We start from the raw sequence: 14,486 nt of genomic DNA, 5'->3' as shown, positions 1-14,486 counted from the left end.
CGGGCGCTGCGGCGCCCGATTTACTCTGCAACTTCAGACCTCGAGTGCCGCATCCGGCCTGGCTGCCGGCACCGGTTTACCAATGGCTTGCTCGACCCGCTGCGCCACTGCCGGATCATCGGCAAAGGGCAGCAGGCTGACGTGCTCATCCACTTCCTGGCTATGGTCGCGCAGGCAGGCGCTGGTCACCAGATAGAAGAACACCACGCCGGTCAGGCAATACACTGCGTACATCCAGCTGTCCATGTCGTTCTCCTCAGGCCAGACGAGCGTTGGCCAGCGCCATTTTTTCATCCGCCACGCGCACGGTGCGCCAGGTGTTGTAGGCCATCAGCAACATGCCGGTGAGGAAGAACACGCCGCCAATAAAGCGCACCAGGAAGCCCGGGTGGCTGGCCACCAGTGCCTCGACAAAGGAGTAGGTGAGGGTGCCGTCTTCGTTGGTGGCACGCCACATCAACCCCTGGGTGATGCCATTGACCCACATCGACGCGATGTACAGCACGGTGCCAATGGTCGCCAGCCAGAAATGCAAGTTGATCAGGCCGATGCTGTGCATCTGCTCGCGGCCGAAGACTTTCGGGATCATGTGGTAGAGCGAGCCGAAGGTAATCATCGCGACCCAGCCCAGTGCGCCAGCGTGTACGTGACCGATGGTCCAGTCGGTGTAGTGCGACAAGGCGTTGACCGTCTTGATCGCCATCATCGGGCCTTCGAAGGTCGACATCCCGTAGAACGCCAGCGACAGCACCAGAAAGCGCAGGATCGGGTCGGTGCGCAGCTTATGCCAGGCGCCGGAGAGGGTCATCATGCCGTTGATCATGCCGCCCCAGCTGGGTGCCAGAAGGATCAGCGACATGGCCATGCCCAGCGACTGCGCCCAATCTGGCAGTGCGGTGTAGTGCAAGTGGTGGGGACCGGCCCAGATATACAGGGTGATCAATGCCCAGAAGTGCACGATCGACAGGCGATAGGAGTACACCGGCCGGCCCACCTGCTTGGGCACGAAGTAGTACATCATGCCGAGGAAACCTGTGGTCAGGAAGAAGCCCACGGCGTTATGGCCATACCACCACTGCACCATGGCGTCGGTGGCCCCGGAGTACACCGGATAGGACTTGAACCAGCTGACCGGAATCGACAGGTGGTTCACCACGTGCAGCATGGCGATCACCACGATGAAGGCACCGAAGAACCAGTTGCCCACATAGATGTGCTTGGCTTTGCGCCGCATCAGGGTCGCGAAGAACACGACGCCGTAGGCCACCCAGACTATGGCCATCCACACGGCGCCAGTGAACTCGATCTCGGCGTATTCCTTGGTGGTGGTCAGGCCCAGCGGCAGGCTGATCAGCATGATGACGATGGTCGCCTGCCAGCCCCAGAAGGTGAACGCTGCCAGCTTGTCGCTGTAAAGCCGGACCTGGCAGGTACGCTGCACGGCATAGTAACTGGCGGCAAATTGCGCGCTGCCAGCGAAGCCGAAGATCACCAGGCTGGTGTGCAAGGGGCGTAAACGGCCAAAGCTGGTCCAGGGCAGTTCCAGGTTGAGTTCCGGCCAAACCAATTGAGAGGCGATCCATACGCCCATCGCCATGCCGACGATGCCCCAGAACACCGTCATGATGACGAATTGCCGGACCACTTTGTAGTTATAGGCTTGGGCCTGTTGATGTGTGCTCATCGCTAGTTTCCACAGTTCCTGTAGGGCGCGTCCTTCCTGGAAGGGGTAGGACATTGGCGCAGACTGTAGGAACTTGCCCACTTTCAAAACAGGCTCAGAAACTGGGCAGAACAGCGGATCAGATAATAGCCCCGTATTTACTGGGGAAAAGCTTCTCTGATCCGCTCAGGGTGCGACGAAATATCTCTGTTCTGCCGTTCATCGCACCGCTTGACGTGCTTTTATGCCGCAGCCTGCAGACGCTGGATTTGCCTTGACAGCACCTTTGACCGGACGCAGAATTTCGAAAAACTTTGCGCGCAAAGTTTTGCCTTGATCCTAAGGTCATGTCAGTTCAGCGCGATCAAAAATGAAGCCAATCCGCCAATGAGTCTGTAAGACGGTGCTTACACATTGTCAGCAAACAGAACTAATAGAGCGGGACACTATAAGAACGACGGGAGCAACAGATGAAGCTATCAAAGGAACTCGTCCTACAGGCAAAAGCGACGTTCGGGACGCCAACCTACCTCTATGACGAGGCAGTGCTACGCAGTAGCTACAACGAGTTGCGCAATGCACTGCCGGACTGTGTCGACATTTTCTATGCGCTGAAAGTGAATCCCAACCTGTCCCTGGTGAAGTTGATTCGCTCCTACGGTGGCAACACGGAAGTCTGCTCGCTGGGCGAGCTGGAAATTGCCCTGAAGGCGGGTGTGGCGCCGCAGGACATTATTCTGCTAGGCCCGTACAAGAAGCCGGAGGAGCACCGCCGAGCGCTTGAGGTCGGGGTGTTCGCCATTGTGGTTGAGTCCGAAAGCGAGTTGCGCAAGTTGTCTGTCCTGGCTGGGGAGCTCGGGTGTCAGGCACCGGTCGCCATTCGCATCAATCCGAACTTCTCGGCGGCAGGTTCTCCCTGGAAGATGGGCGGGCGGCCCACGCATTTCGGCATCCAGGAAGACACCGCAGTGGCCAACTTTGCCGAGTACCTGGCGCTGCCCAATATCCGCATCAAGGGTATTCACGTCTACAACGGCACCAAGATCCTCGACGCCCAGTCGGTGTATGACAACGCCGCGTACATCCTCGAGCTGTTCCGCAACCTGTCCCGGCGCCACCAGTTGGACATGCGTATGGTCGATGTCGGTGGCGGCCTGGGTATCAAGTATTACGAAAACGAAAAAGAGCTGGATACGGCTGAACTCAAACAGTTGCTGGCGCCGCTGTTCAATGACTTCCATCACGAGTTCCCGCAAACCCGCATCATTCTGGAGTCCGGGCGCTTCATCGCCGGTAAATGCGGCGCGTTGCTGGTGACGGTCGACAACATCAAGGAAAACCACGGCAAGCTGTTCGCCGTCACCGATGGCGGGACCAACTGCCATGGTGCAGCGGCAGGCAGCGGACAGGTGCTCAAGCGCAATTTCAATATTGTCAAAGTGACAGGCAGTTCTGCCGCGCCGCTGTGCCAGTACCATGTCTCCGGGCCGCTCTGTAGTCCTGATGATCTGCTGGGCCGGGATGTGTGCCTGGCAACCTTGCAGGAGGGCGACCTGCTGGCCGTAACCGCCTCAGGCGCCTACGGCCCCTCGGCCTCGCCGACGCTGTTCCATAGTCATGGACATCCGGCCGAGGTAGTGGTCAGCAACGACCAGCTGTTTCTCGTCCGTGCGCGCCAGACGGCCCTGGACATTCGCGACAGCCATGCCGACGTACCGCTTGAAGCGATGCTCAGCAAAGCCACGGCCAATGAACCAGACGCTGATCTGTGTGCGGCAACCCAACGTCAGTTGAGCGATATTTTGCGCGTGGTGCTGAAGCTGCCGGAAGGCACGCTTATCAATGCCGACTCGCATCTGCGTGACGACCTGGGGCTGGACTCGCTGACCTCCATGGAGCTGTTGATCAGCCTGGAAGACGAAATCGAAGGCCTGAATTCAACACATAAGTGCAACGCTCGCCCCTGCATAAACTTCGTACGGCGTCTTCCAGCCCAGGCGTTTTCGCGGGCGTAAATTGATCTTCGTTACCACGCGACTGACCGCCTCGACGGTCAGCTTGCTGAAGTCGCCGCCCTTGGGAAAATACTGCCGGAGCAGGCCGTTGGTATTTTCATTAGTGCCTCGCTGCCAGGATGAATAGGGTTCTGCAAAAAAGACTTGGCACTGGCTCCGATGCGCAATGCGTTCATGCCCGGCAAACTCCTTCCCGTTATCCAGCGTCAGCGTGTGAACAGCATGCCCCTTGAGCAACAGATTGATCGCCCGCGTTACCTGCCGGCGCGTCCTGCGCTTGACCGGATAGGCGCTCAGGTAGCCGCTTTTACGATCAACCAGCGTGACCAGATTGCCGCCTACGCCATGCACCGTGTCACCCTCCCAATCACCTAGACGCTCGCGGGCTTCGACCTCAGCAGGGCGCTCGGTTATCGATACGCGATTACGCAACTGTCCGCGCCGGTCGTGGCTTCCGTAGCGTTTTCGGTACAGCTTCCTGCGGTGCCGCAAATACTTGTATAACTCGCCACCTGCGTGTTTGTCGGTGGCGATAAACCGATAAATCCACTCGTGACTGACCGCGCGCTCCGGCTGCTCTTGCTTCAGGCGCTGAGCAATCTGCTCCGGGCTCATACCGTGTTTTAGCCAGAGCGGCAGATAATGGCTGAACCACGTTAATGGCTTGCAGTGCTTGCGCGCCTGCGCTCGACGGGCATCACTTTCATGGGTCGCAGCAACCGCTTTGTAGGTCTTCTGGGAGCTGTTGCGGCGAACCTCACGACTGATCGTCGAGGGATGTACGCCAACCTGTTTCGCGATGCTTGCCTGGCTTTTTCCGGCGCTCAGACCGGCCTCAATCTGGTAACGTTGGCCCTGAGTCAGCTGCCGGTAATGCGTAGTCATCTGCGCTTGAATCCTTCGGTGTGAGAGCCTGGATTCTACCGGTGGCTGACTCTCTGCCTATCGTTTCAAACGTTGCACTTATTCTATGAATTCAGGAGGGTTTTTCGTCAACCCGGACACCATCGTTCCAAAACACTTCAACACGGTAGCGACCCTGGCCGGCTACATCGATGCGCATCGCCAGCCACGGGTGGCGCAACGATCCGTGGAGGCTCTCGAGGTGCAACATGAAAGCGCGTGAAGTTCTGTTGCAGGACGTACTGGAAACCCGTAATGGCCTGCATCCCGACAAGCCGGCGATCATCTATGCCGATGAGGCCTATACCTATGCGCAGCTGGATGAAGCAAGCGCGCGCCTGGCAGCCGGGCTGCAGGCAAATGGCTTGCAGCGTCAGGAGCGGGTTGTGGTGTGCCTGGGCAACCGGGTTGAGATGGTCTGTGCTTTTTGGGGCATCCTCAAGGCCGGTGGCGTAGTGGTCAATGTCGGTCTGGAAACCACGGCTGACAGCCTCGACTATATCGTGCGTGATGCCGAGGCATCGGTGTTGATCACCACCACCGATAAAATCGCCAGTATGCCGGCCAGCATCGCTGAACTAAGCCATCTGCGGCAGATCGTGCTGCTCGACGGCGAAGCCGGATCAGCCGTGGCCCAGACCTTCGAGAGCCTGCTCGGTCAGGGTGCCGGTGTACCGCTGCCAAGCGGCAACCTGGACCTGGACCTGGCAGCGATCATCTACACCTCCGGCTCTACCGGTGCGCCCAAGGGCGTCATGCTCACGCATCGCAATATGCTGGCGGCGTTGGCGTCACTGCACACTTACCTGGGCTACAACGAGCACGACAACGTGCTCTGCGCGTTGCCGTTGTCCTTCGACTACGGCCTGTATCAGATGATCATGGCCATCGACGCCGGGGCCACCCTGGTGTTGGAAAAGGAATTCACCTGGCCGATTTTCCTGATCAAGAAGATCCGCCAGTACCAGATCACGGTGATCCCGTTCGTGCCAACCATGCTGACCTTGCTGCATGAGTATGCGCGCAAGCGCGAGGCCGTCTTCGCCGATGTACGGATGGTGACCAACACCGGCGCAGCGCTCAAGGCACCGCATATCGCCCAAATGAAAGCGCTGTTTCCCCAGGCGCAGATTTTCTCGATGTACGGGCTGACCGAATGCAAGCGGTGTACTTACCTGCCACCTGAAGACATCGACAGCAAGCCGGGCAGCGTTGGTATAGCCATTCCCAACACCGAGTTGTGGCTGGTCGACGAGCAGGACCGGCGTATCGACGAGCCCCATCGGGTGGGCCAGTTGGTCATACGGGGTGCCACGGTCATGGCGGGCTATTGGCGCAACCCTACAGCTACCGCACTCAAGCTCAAACCCGGGCGCTATCCGGGTGAAAGCGTGCTGTACACCGGTGACTATTGCAGCCTCGACGAAGATGGCTATCTGTATTTTCGCGGGCGCATGGACCACATGATCAAGTCGCGCGGCATGAAGGTCAGCCCCAGTGAAGTGGAAAACTTCCTCTATGCCATTGCGGGTGTGGAAGCCGCCGCCGTGGTGGGGATCGAGCATGATTCGGTCGGCGAAGGGTTGTGCGCGTTCATCACCCTGGAGCAGGGGGTAGGCCTGACTGCCGGGCAACTGCTAGAGCAGTGTCGGCACGGCCTGGAACCGCACAAGGTGCCGTTGTCCATCAGTATCGAAAGCAGCCTGCCGCGTACCGCCAACGGCAAAATCGACCTGCAGCAGTTACAGCGCTCGGCACACAACGCCCAGCTGATGATTGCCGGATGAGCGCCAGGGCGCGCCGGATGAAGAGGGAGGTAGGGCCATGATTCAAGGTCGAAGCGGTCGCGACCGGTCGCTGGATGTCAACGGCAACCACTTTGCCTTGCGTACCTGGGGCAAGGAAGGCGGTCGCCCGGTGTTGGCGCTGCACGGCTGGCTTGATAATGCCGCGTCTTTCGAACTGATCGCCCCCAGGCTGCACGACTGCTTTGTGGTGGCGCCGGATCTGGCCGGACACGGCCGGTCTGATCACCGCCGGGCCGACAGTGGCTACTACCTGTGGGAACACGCCGATGACATGAATGCCTTGGTCGAGTGCCTGGGCTGGAAGCGCTTTGGCGTGCTGGGTCACTCCATGGGCAGCGGTGTGGCGTCGATTCTGGCGGCGATGAACCGCAATATCGAGCATATGGTGTTCATCGATGGCATGGGCGCGCCCTTTACCGTGGACGACGGCCAGACCGTCGAGCACCTGCGCAAGTCCCAACGCTTGCTGCGCCTGGCACTGCGTACACGTATGCACGGTTTCAGCGGGCCGGAAGAAGCCCAGTTCAGTAGCCTGGAAACGGCCATCAGTGAGCGGCGCAACAGCATCGACGGCAGCCTGAGTGCCGAAGGGGCCAGGTTGCTGGCGATGCGTGACCTGATCAACCTCGGTCATGGATACCGTTGGCGCCATGACCCGCGCCTGGTGCTGCCAGAACCCTTGCAACTGACGGAGCGTCAAGCCTGTGAGTTCCTGCAACAGATCACCTGCCCACTGCAACTGATGCTCGGACGCCAAGGGCTGTTCGCTGGCGACGCATTCGAAAAACGCAAAAGTGCGTTGCCCCCGGGTACCCAGGTGCATTGGCACGACGGTGGCCATCACTTTCACCTGGATGCCCCGAGCACCGCGTTGATCGAGCAGCTCAATATGGCGCTGGCAGCCAGTGATCCGGGCCCGCAACAACGCATTGTCAATCAATAACGGAGTATGTACGTGAAAGAGTTCTGGATTGCGCCATCTATTCTGGCGGCAGATTTCGCCCGCCTGGGCGAGGAGGCCGAGCAGGTGCTGGCGGCAGGCGCCGATGTTATCCATATCGATGTGATGGACAACCATTATGTACCCAACCTGACCATGGGCCCGCAGTTCTGCAAGGCGTTGCGCAGCCACGGTATCACCGCACCGATTGATGTGCATCTGATGGTGACCCCGGTCGATAGCATGATTCAAGCCTTCGCAGAAGCCGGCGCCGACTACATTTCGATCCATCCGGAGGCCACCCAGCACCTGGACCGTTCGATTCAGCTGATCAAGGACCTGGGCTGCAAGGCGGGCCTGGTGTTCAACCCGGCCAGCACCCTGGAGGCTGCCCAGTATGTGCTCGATCGTCTCGACCTGATCCTGTTGATGTCGGTTAACCCGGGCTTTGGCGGTCAGCGTTTCATCCCGCAGGTGTTGCCCAAGATTGCCGCAGCGCGCAAGCTGATCGACGAGAGTGGCCTAAACATCCGCCTGGAAGTCGACGGCGGGGTCAATCTGCAGACCATTGGTCAGGTCGCAGCTGCCGGCGCAGACATGTTCGTTGCGGGTACGGCAATCTTCGCTGAACGTGATTACCGCGCCACGATTTCGGCCTTGCGCCATGAGATCAGCGCGGCTGTGTCACACCATAACCAATAAGTGGTCTTACCCACGATTTGCGTGAATCCTGCATGAGTTATCTGTCTTTGCACATTGAATCCGAAATTACATTACAGCCGTTTGCGCGGGGCTGGGGGGGCGGGCATGCTTGACCCTACCTTCGACTTCGACAAAATGCTGTGCTTCTCGCTGTACGCGACGGCCAACGCCATGGTTCGCGATTATGCCGAACCCTTGAAGCAGCGCGGCATCACTTATCCGCAGTTGCTGGTGATGGCCGGATTGTGGGGTCAGGACGATGTGTCGATGAGTACCTTGAGTGAGTTGACCCTGTTTGACCTGGGCACCTTGACGCCGATTGTCAAACGCCTGGCCGATAACGGCTTCATCACCGTCTACCTGGACCCCAACGACCGTCGGCGACGTAACCTGTTGCTGACCGACAAAGGCCGTGCCCTCAAGGAAGAGGCGGCCATGGTCTTCAATAACATGGCCTGCAAGATCGACCTGGTGGAAAGTGATGTGCAGCAGGTGCTCAACGTGTGTCAGCGCATTCGTTCACGCTTGCGCTGAAGGCAGTGTAGGAGCGGACTTGTTGTAGGAGCGGGCTTGCCCCGCGAAGCGATGTGACTGACAGAACGCAATCGCGGGGCAAGCCCGCTCCTACAAGGGTAGGTCAGCGCTGCAGAAACGCTGGCGTGTTGAAGTTACTCAAGCGCAGGTCATCCTCGGGGTACTCAAGCGCCCGCACCGGGTGCTTGAGCAAGGCCCGTTGAATGCCGCGGTCGCCTTGCTGCCAGGCCCGCTCAAGCTCGCCACGCAAGGCGCAAGGTATCAGGCTGAACATTGGCTGCCAGTAGCCACTCTGGCGGATCATCACCGGCTGCTGTTGATCATCGGCCTGGCTCAGCAGGTCCAGCACCAGGCGGCGATCGATCATCGGCGCATCGCAGGCCAGCACCAGCATCCAGGGGTGGCGAGCGACCGCCAGCCCAGCCAGTACTCCGGCCAGCGGCCCGGGAAAGTCAGCTTCGGCGTCACTCACCAGTTGATCAGCGTAAGGTTGGTACTGCGTCTGATTACGGTTGCAGGAGATGATCAGGTCGTCAGTCAAAGGCCGCACCACGGCTTGCACATGGGCAATCAGCGGTTTGCCCTGCCATTCCAGCAGACCTTTGTCCTGGCCGCCCATGCGCTGGCCACGACCGCCAGCGAGCAGAAGAACAGAGCAGGGTGGCGTGGTGGCGGGCATGGGTAAGGTTCCAGGTTGATTCAACGGTTCACCATCCCATGCACGCCACCGCCTGTCCAGATCAGTGCTCCTGCGGCGTTGCTTCAAGCTCATTGCGCTGGGCCCGGCGTTTGCTGGTCAGGCGCATGACCACCACGAAGAACACCGGCACGAACACCACTGCCAAGGTGGCACTCAGCATGCCGCCAATCACCCCGGTACCGATGGCTTGCTGGCTGGCGGAGCTGGCGCCGCTGGCGATGGCCAATGGCACTACGCCGAGGATGAACGCCAGCGAAGTCATGACAATCGGCCGCAAGCGCAAGCGGGCAGCCTGCACGGTAGCTTCAACCAGATCATGGCCTTCATCGACCAGGTGTTTGGCAAACTCGATAATCAGGATGGCGTTCTTCGCCGACAGGCCGATCAGGGTGATCAAGCCGACTTTGAAGAACACGTCGTTGGGCATCCCGCGCAGGCTCACGGCCAGTACCGCACCGAGCACACCCAGCGGCACTACCAGCAGTACGGCGGTCGGAATCGACCAGCTTTCGTACAGCGCCGCCAGGCACAGGAACACCACCAGCAGCGACAAGGCCATCAGCATCGGCGCCTGGGCGCCCGACAGACGCTCCTGCAACGACAGCCCCGTCCACTCCAGGCCCATTCCCGCAGGCAACTGATCGACCAGACGCTGGATTTCTTCCATGGCCTGACCCGAGCTGTAACCTGGGGCTGGTTCACCCGACACGGCAACCGCCGGATAGCCGTTGTAGCGCGTCAGCTGCACCGGGCCTTTGACCCACTTGGCCTGGACGAAGGCCGACAACGGCACCATCTTGCCACTGCTGTTGCGCACGTGAATCTTCAGCAGGTCTTCGACCTGAGCGCGCTGGTCGCCTTCGGCTTGCACCACCACGCGCTGCATGCGCCCCTGGTTGGGGAAGTCGTTGACGTAGCTGGAGCCTACCGCCGTGTTGAGCACGTTACCGATGTCGGCGAACGAAACACCGAGGGCATTGGCCTGTTTGCGGTCAACCTCAAGCTGCACTTGCGGGCTTTCCGCCAACGCACTCTCGCGCACGTTGACCAGCAGCGGGCTTTTCTCGGCGGCGGCCAACAGTTGGTCACGCGCTTGCATCAAACCCGTGTGCCCGAGGCCGCCACGGTCTTGCAGGCGGAACTCGAAGCCAGTGGAGTTACCCAGGCCGTCCACCGGCGGTGGCAATACCGAGTAGGCAATGGCGTCCTTGAGCTGACTAAACGCTGCGTTAGCGCGGTCGGCGATTGACTGAGCGCTGTCCTCGGCACCCCGTTCGGACCAGTCTTTGAGGGTGGTGAAGGCCAGCGCAGCGTTCTGGCCATCGCCAGAAAAACTGAAGCCAAGCACCAGGGTGCTGTTACCCACGCCCGGTTCCGTGGCGTTGTGCGCCTCGATTTGTGCTGCAACCGCTTCGGTACGTGCGCGGCTGGCGCCAGGCGGCAGCTGGATATCGGTAATGGTGTAACCCTGGTCTTCGGTGGGCAGGAACGAAGAGGGCAGTTGGTTGAAGCCATACACCAGGCCTGCGACCAGCACCAGGTAAACCAACAGGTAGCGGCCGGTGCGTTTGAGTGCCCGGACTACCCAGTGCTGGTAGCCATTGCTCAGCGCCTCGAAGCGCCGGTTGAACCAGCCGAAGAACCCGGTTTTGTGCTGATGCTCACCTTTGCCGACAGGTTTGAGCAGGGTGGCGCACAGGGCCGGAGTCAGGCTCAGGGCGAGGAAGGCGGAAAACAGAATCGACACGGCCATGGACAGTGAGAACTGCTGGTAAATCACCCCCACCGAGCCGGTCATGAAGGCCATCGGCAGGAACACGGCGACCAGCACCAGGGTGATGCCGATAATCGCGCCGCTGATCTGGCCCATGGCCTTTTTCGTCGCCTCGCGTGGCGCCAGACCTTCTTCGCTCATGATCCGTTCGACGTTCTCGACCACCACGATGGCATCGTCCACCAGGATACCAATGGCCAAAACCATACCGAACAAGGTCAAGACGTTGACCGAAAAGCCCAGCGCCAGCATCACCGCAAAGGTGCCCATCAACGCCACGGGCACCACCAGGGTCGGGATCAGGGTATAGCGGATGTTCTGCAGGAACAGGAACATCACGGCGAACACCAGGGCCATGGCTTCGAGCAGGGTGGTGATCACCTGCTGGATCGACACCTTGACGAACGGCGAGGTGTCGTAGGGAATTTCGAAACGGGTGCCCGGCGGCAAGTAGCGCGACAGTTCGTCGAGTTTGCCGCGAACCAGATTCGCGGTTTCCATGGCGTTGGCACCCGGCGACAGTTTCACGCTGAACGCACTGGTCGGCTTGCCATTGAGGCGCGTGCCGTACAGGTATTCCTGGCTGCCGATTTCGACCCGGGCGACATCACCGATGGTCACCCGCGAGCCGTCAGGGTTGGCGCGCAAGACGATATCGGAGAACTCCTGCACGGTACTCAGTTGCCCCTTGATGATCACGTTGGCGGTGATTTCCTGACTGCCGGTACCGGGCAAGTCGCCGATGCTGCCCGGGGCGACCTGGGCGTTCTGGGCGGCAATCGCCTCATTGACGTCATCGGGGGTGAGGTTGAAACCGATCAACTTGCGCGGGTCGATCCAGATCCGCATGGCGCGTTCGGCACCGTACAACTGGGCCTTGCCGACGCCCTTGAGGCGACGGATCTCGTTCATCACGTTGCGTGCCAGAAAGTCGCTCAAGGTGACTTCGTCCACACGGCCATCTTCGGCGGTGAGGGTGACCATCAACAGAAAGCCGGTTGACACCTTCTCCACTTGCAGCCCTTGCTGGGTGACGGGGCGTGGCAAGCGCGACTCTACGACTTTCAGGCGGTTCTGTACGTCCACCTGGGCGAGGTCCGGGTTCGTGCCCGGCTCGAAGGTCGCAGTAATCAGGGCGCTGCCCAGGCTGCTCTGGGAGCTGAAATAGAGCAGGTTGTCGGCGCCGTTGAGCTCTTCTTCAATCAGGCTGACCACGCTTTCGTCGATGGTCTGAGCCGATGCGCCGGGATAGACGGCGTAAACCTCGACTTGTGGCGGCGCTACGTCGGGGTATTGGGCAACGGGCAACTGCGGTAACGCCAGGGCGCCGACCAGCACAATAAACAGTGCGACCACCCAGGCGAAAATCGGGCGGTCGATAAAAAACTGCGGCATGAATCAGGCCCTCACTGGCCAGTGTTCTGAACGATGGACGGCGTGTGTTTGCCGGCGTTGTCGACCCGTACCTGGTCGCCTGGCGTGACGTGTTGCAAGCCTTCAACCACCACCCGATCGCCTGGAGCCAGGCCTTGGCTGACGATCCAGCGGTCGTTTTGCACGGCCCCGAGGACCACGGAGCGTTCCTGTATGCGTTGCTCGGCATCTACCAGCAACACCCGCGGCTGGCCGGCACTGTCACGCAAAATGGCACGCTGTGGCACGCTGATGCCTTGCTGCTTGATGGCCTGGTCAAGGCGTACGCGGATGAAGCTGCCGGGCAGCAGGTCGAGGTCTGGGTTGGGGAACTCGCTGCGCAGGGTGATCTGCCCGGTGCTGGGGTCAACGCTGATGTCGGAGAACAGCAACTTGCCCGGCAGTGGGTAAGGCGTGCCGTCATCCTGAATCAGGGTCGCACCGGCCTGATCCTGGCCGACCTGCTGCAGTTCACCGGCGCGCAGTGCGCGGCGCAGTGCATTGAGCTCGCGGGTTGACTGGGTCACGTCAGCGTGGATTGGGTCCAGCTGCTGGATGGTTGCCAAGGGGGTGCTTTCGTTCTGCCCAACCAAGGCGCCCTCGGTCACTAGCGCGCGGCCAATGCGTCCGGAAATCGGCGCCGTTACCGTGGCGTAACTCAAGTTCAGGCGCGCACGTTCCAGCGCCGCTTTGGCTTCGGCCACTGCCGCATCAGCCTGCATGAACGCGGCACGGGCGTTATCGTGGTCCTGGCGGCTGACGGCGTTGATGGCGATCAGCTCGCGGTAGCGTTCATCCTGCAGACGCGCCTGGTAGCGGTTGGCCTCGGCTTTGGCCAGGCTGGCCCGGGCACTGTCGTAGTCAGCCTGGAAGGGCGCCGGGTCGATGCGAAACAGCACATCGCCTTGTTTGACATCACTGCCTTCGCGGTACACCCGCTTGAGCACTACCCCGGCTACCCGTGCGCGCACTTCGGCCGTACGCGGGGCCAGAATGCGGCCATTGAGTTCGGTACTGATGGCCAGCGCTTCGACGCGTACGGTTTCGACGCTCACCGCGCTGGGTGGTGTTTGTTCCTCGTCAGGGGTGCTGTCTTTGCAGGCACTGAGCGGCAGGGCAACAACCAGCAACGCCAGCAAGGCGCGCAGACGGACAGGGCTTGAACTGAACATGCGGATCTTCCATAAATGACCCGGCAATGCTAAGGCAGGAGGCCAACGTCCAACTGTTAAGCTGTGTAGGCCGAGTGTGAAAAAGTGTGAAGGGTTGCGCTGGCGGCGCGTCAGGTCCTATATCCTTGCCTGACTTTCCCAGCCTGTCAAACTACCCATGCCCAACATCCTTCTGGTCGAAGACGACTGCGCCTTGTCTGAACTGATTGCCAGCTACCTGCAACGCAACGATTTTTGCGTCAGCGTGATTGCCCGTGGTGACCACGTGCTGGCCGAGGCCCGGCGCAGTAAACCGGACCTGGTGATTCTCGACCTGATGCTGCCAGGCCTTGATGGGCTGCAGGTGTGCCGCCTGCTGCGCGCCGAATCGCAGTCGTTGCCGATTCTCATGCTGACCGCCCGCGATGACAGCCATGATCAGGTGCTGGGCCTGGAGATGGGGGCCGACGACTATGTCACCAAGCCCTGTGAACCCCGTGTGCTGCTGGCACGGGTGCGCACCTTGTTACGCCGCAGTAGCATTAACGAGCCACGCCTGGACACCGACCTGATCGTGGTCGGCGGCCTGCGTATCGACCTGGCAGAGCGCACCGTGTTCTGGCGCGATCAGTCGGTGGAACTGTCCAGCGGCGAGTACAACTTGCTGGTGGTGCTGGCCCGTAACGCCGGGGTGGTACTCAGCCGCGACCGGATTCTGCAACAACTGCGCGGCATCGAATTCAACGGCACAGATCGCTCGGTCGACGTGGCGATTTCCAAATTGCGGCGCAAGTTCGATGACAGCGCCGGTGAAGCGCGCAAAATCAAGACGGTGTGGGGCAAGGGCTACTTGTTCAGTCGTTTGGAGTGGGAGTACTGATGC

At 60.4% G+C, this 14,486-nt stretch carries 13 protein-coding genes; 7 read left to right on the top strand and 6 right to left on the bottom strand.

What is annotated here, in order from left to right; genetic code table 11:
* Nucleotides 1–33: 33 nt before the first annotated feature.
* Both ACVWSC_RS15725 and ccoN read right to left on the bottom strand, forming a co-directional pair.
* On the bottom strand, nucleotides 34–246 hold the full coding sequence (locus ACVWSC_RS15725) for a cbb3-type cytochrome c oxidase subunit 3 (protein WP_442107596.1): 213 nt from the start codon (nucleotides 244–246) through the stop codon (nucleotides 34–36).
* Between the two features lie 10 nt (nucleotides 247–256).
* Nucleotides 257–1,684 carry a cytochrome-c oxidase, cbb3-type subunit I gene (gene ccoN / locus ACVWSC_RS15720; RefSeq protein ID WP_442107594.1) on the bottom strand — a complete coding sequence of 476 codons (1,428 nt, stop codon included), beginning with the start codon at nucleotides 1,682–1,684 and terminating at the stop codon, nucleotides 257–259.
* Nucleotides 1,685–2,133: 449 nt separating this feature from the next.
* Between ccoN and lysA the strand changes: the two genes are divergently transcribed.
* On the top strand, nucleotides 2,134–3,678 hold the full coding sequence (lysA, locus tag ACVWSC_RS15715) for a diaminopimelate decarboxylase (protein WP_442107593.1): 1,545 nt from the start codon (nucleotides 2,134–2,136) through the stop codon (nucleotides 3,676–3,678).
* Here lysA and ACVWSC_RS15710 read toward each other — a convergent pair.
* Nucleotides 3,601–4,563 (bottom strand): IS30-like element ISPsme1 family transposase, encoded by a 963-nt coding sequence (locus tag ACVWSC_RS15710; RefSeq protein WP_442107591.1) that lies wholly within the window; start codon nucleotides 4,561–4,563, stop codon nucleotides 3,601–3,603. The two genes, lysA and ACVWSC_RS15710, sit on opposite strands and share 78 nt — an antisense overlap.
* Nucleotides 4,564–4,648: 85 nt before the next feature.
* Between ACVWSC_RS15710 and ACVWSC_RS15705 the strand changes: the two genes are divergently transcribed.
* The 5 genes from ACVWSC_RS15705 to ACVWSC_RS15685 all read left to right on the top strand — a co-directional run bounded on the left by ACVWSC_RS15705 (nucleotide 4,649) and on the right by ACVWSC_RS15685 (nucleotide 8,565).
* The gene (locus ACVWSC_RS15705; RefSeq protein WP_442107589.1) at nucleotides 4,649–4,804 is read left to right on the top strand and encodes a hypothetical protein; all 156 of its coding nucleotides are present in this window, start codon (nucleotides 4,649–4,651) and stop codon (nucleotides 4,802–4,804) included.
* Nucleotides 4,791–6,368, top strand: a complete 1,578-nt coding sequence (locus tag ACVWSC_RS15700; protein WP_442107587.1) for a class I adenylate-forming enzyme family protein — start codon at nucleotides 4,791–4,793, stop codon at nucleotides 6,366–6,368. Before ACVWSC_RS15705 ends, ACVWSC_RS15700 begins: the two co-directional genes overlap by 14 nt.
* A 37-nt stretch (nucleotides 6,369–6,405) precedes the next feature.
* Nucleotides 6,406–7,332: an alpha/beta fold hydrolase gene (locus ACVWSC_RS15695; protein WP_442107585.1), complete on the top strand. Its 927-nt coding sequence runs from the start codon at nucleotides 6,406–6,408 to the stop codon at nucleotides 7,330–7,332.
* 12 nt (nucleotides 7,333–7,344) lie between these two features.
* Nucleotides 7,345–8,031 (top strand): ribulose-phosphate 3-epimerase, encoded by a 687-nt coding sequence (gene rpe, locus ACVWSC_RS15690; protein WP_442107583.1) that lies wholly within the window; start codon nucleotides 7,345–7,347, stop codon nucleotides 8,029–8,031.
* A 105-nt stretch (nucleotides 8,032–8,136) separates the two neighbouring features.
* A complete protein-coding gene (locus ACVWSC_RS15685; protein ID WP_442107581.1) occupies nucleotides 8,137–8,565 on the top strand; it encodes a MarR family winged helix-turn-helix transcriptional regulator in 429 nt (142 codons plus the stop codon).
* Nucleotides 8,566–8,668: 103 nt separating this feature from the next.
* Here ACVWSC_RS15685 and mobA read toward each other — a convergent pair whose 3' ends face one another.
* The 3 genes from mobA to ACVWSC_RS15670 all read right to left on the bottom strand — a co-directional run bounded on the left by mobA (nucleotide 8,669) and on the right by ACVWSC_RS15670 (nucleotide 13,624).
* A complete protein-coding gene (mobA, locus tag ACVWSC_RS15680) occupies nucleotides 8,669–9,244 on the bottom strand; it encodes a molybdenum cofactor guanylyltransferase MobA (protein WP_442107579.1) in 576 nt (191 codons plus the stop codon).
* 61 nt (nucleotides 9,245–9,305) lie between these two features.
* Nucleotides 9,306–12,434: a multidrug efflux RND transporter permease subunit gene (locus ACVWSC_RS15675; protein ID WP_442107577.1), complete on the bottom strand. Its 3,129-nt coding sequence runs from the start codon at nucleotides 12,432–12,434 to the stop codon at nucleotides 9,306–9,308.
* A gap of 11 nt (nucleotides 12,435–12,445) precedes the next feature.
* Nucleotides 12,446–13,624 (bottom strand): efflux RND transporter periplasmic adaptor subunit, encoded by a 1,179-nt coding sequence (locus ACVWSC_RS15670; protein ID WP_442107575.1) that lies wholly within the window; start codon nucleotides 13,622–13,624, stop codon nucleotides 12,446–12,448.
* Nucleotides 13,625–13,781: 157 nt separating this feature from the next.
* Here ACVWSC_RS15670 and ACVWSC_RS15665 point away from each other — a divergent pair, with 157 nt between their 5' ends.
* Nucleotides 13,782–14,483 (top strand): response regulator, encoded by a 702-nt coding sequence (locus ACVWSC_RS15665; protein WP_442107573.1) that lies wholly within the window; start codon nucleotides 13,782–13,784, stop codon nucleotides 14,481–14,483.
* The last annotated feature ends 3 nt before the right edge of the window (nucleotides 14,484–14,486 follow it).

It is taken from the genome of Pseudomonas sp. NUPR-002 (genome assembly GCF_056322725.1).
Note: the sequence above shows the minus strand (reverse complement) of the source record. Positions and strands in the feature narration are given on the sequence as shown.

Coding starts and splice junctions, on each gene's coding strand:
- ACVWSC_RS15685 (WP_442107581.1), top strand. CDS start 8,137: ATGCTTGACCCTACCTTCGACTTCGACAAAATGCTGTGCTTCTCGCTG.
- ACVWSC_RS15700 (WP_442107587.1), top strand. CDS start 4,791: ATGAAAGCGCGTGAAGTTCTGTTGCAGGACGTACTGGAAACCCGTAAT.
- ACVWSC_RS15705 (WP_442107589.1), top strand. CDS start 4,649: ATGAATTCAGGAGGGTTTTTCGTCAACCCGGACACCATCGTTCCAAAA.
- lysA (WP_442107593.1), top strand. CDS start 2,134: ATGAAGCTATCAAAGGAACTCGTCCTACAGGCAAAAGCGACGTTCGGG.
- ACVWSC_RS15710 (WP_442107591.1), bottom strand. CDS start 4,563: ATGACTACGCATTACCGGCAGCTGACTCAGGGCCAACGTTACCAGATT.
- ACVWSC_RS15665 (WP_442107573.1), top strand. CDS start 13,782: ATGCCCAACATCCTTCTGGTCGAAGACGACTGCGCCTTGTCTGAACTG.
- ACVWSC_RS15725 (WP_442107596.1), bottom strand. CDS start 246: ATGGACAGCTGGATGTACGCAGTGTATTGCCTGACCGGCGTGGTGTTC.
- ACVWSC_RS15670 (WP_442107575.1), bottom strand. CDS start 13,624: ATGTTCAGTTCAAGCCCTGTCCGTCTGCGCGCCTTGCTGGCGTTGCTG.
- mobA (WP_442107579.1), bottom strand. CDS start 9,244: ATGCCCGCCACCACGCCACCCTGCTCTGTTCTTCTGCTCGCTGGCGGT.
- ACVWSC_RS15695 (WP_442107585.1), top strand. CDS start 6,406: ATGATTCAAGGTCGAAGCGGTCGCGACCGGTCGCTGGATGTCAACGGC.
- ccoN (WP_442107594.1), bottom strand. CDS start 1,684: ATGAGCACACATCAACAGGCCCAAGCCTATAACTACAAAGTGGTCCGG.
- ACVWSC_RS15675 (WP_442107577.1), bottom strand. CDS start 12,434: ATGCCGCAGTTTTTTATCGACCGCCCGATTTTCGCCTGGGTGGTCGCA.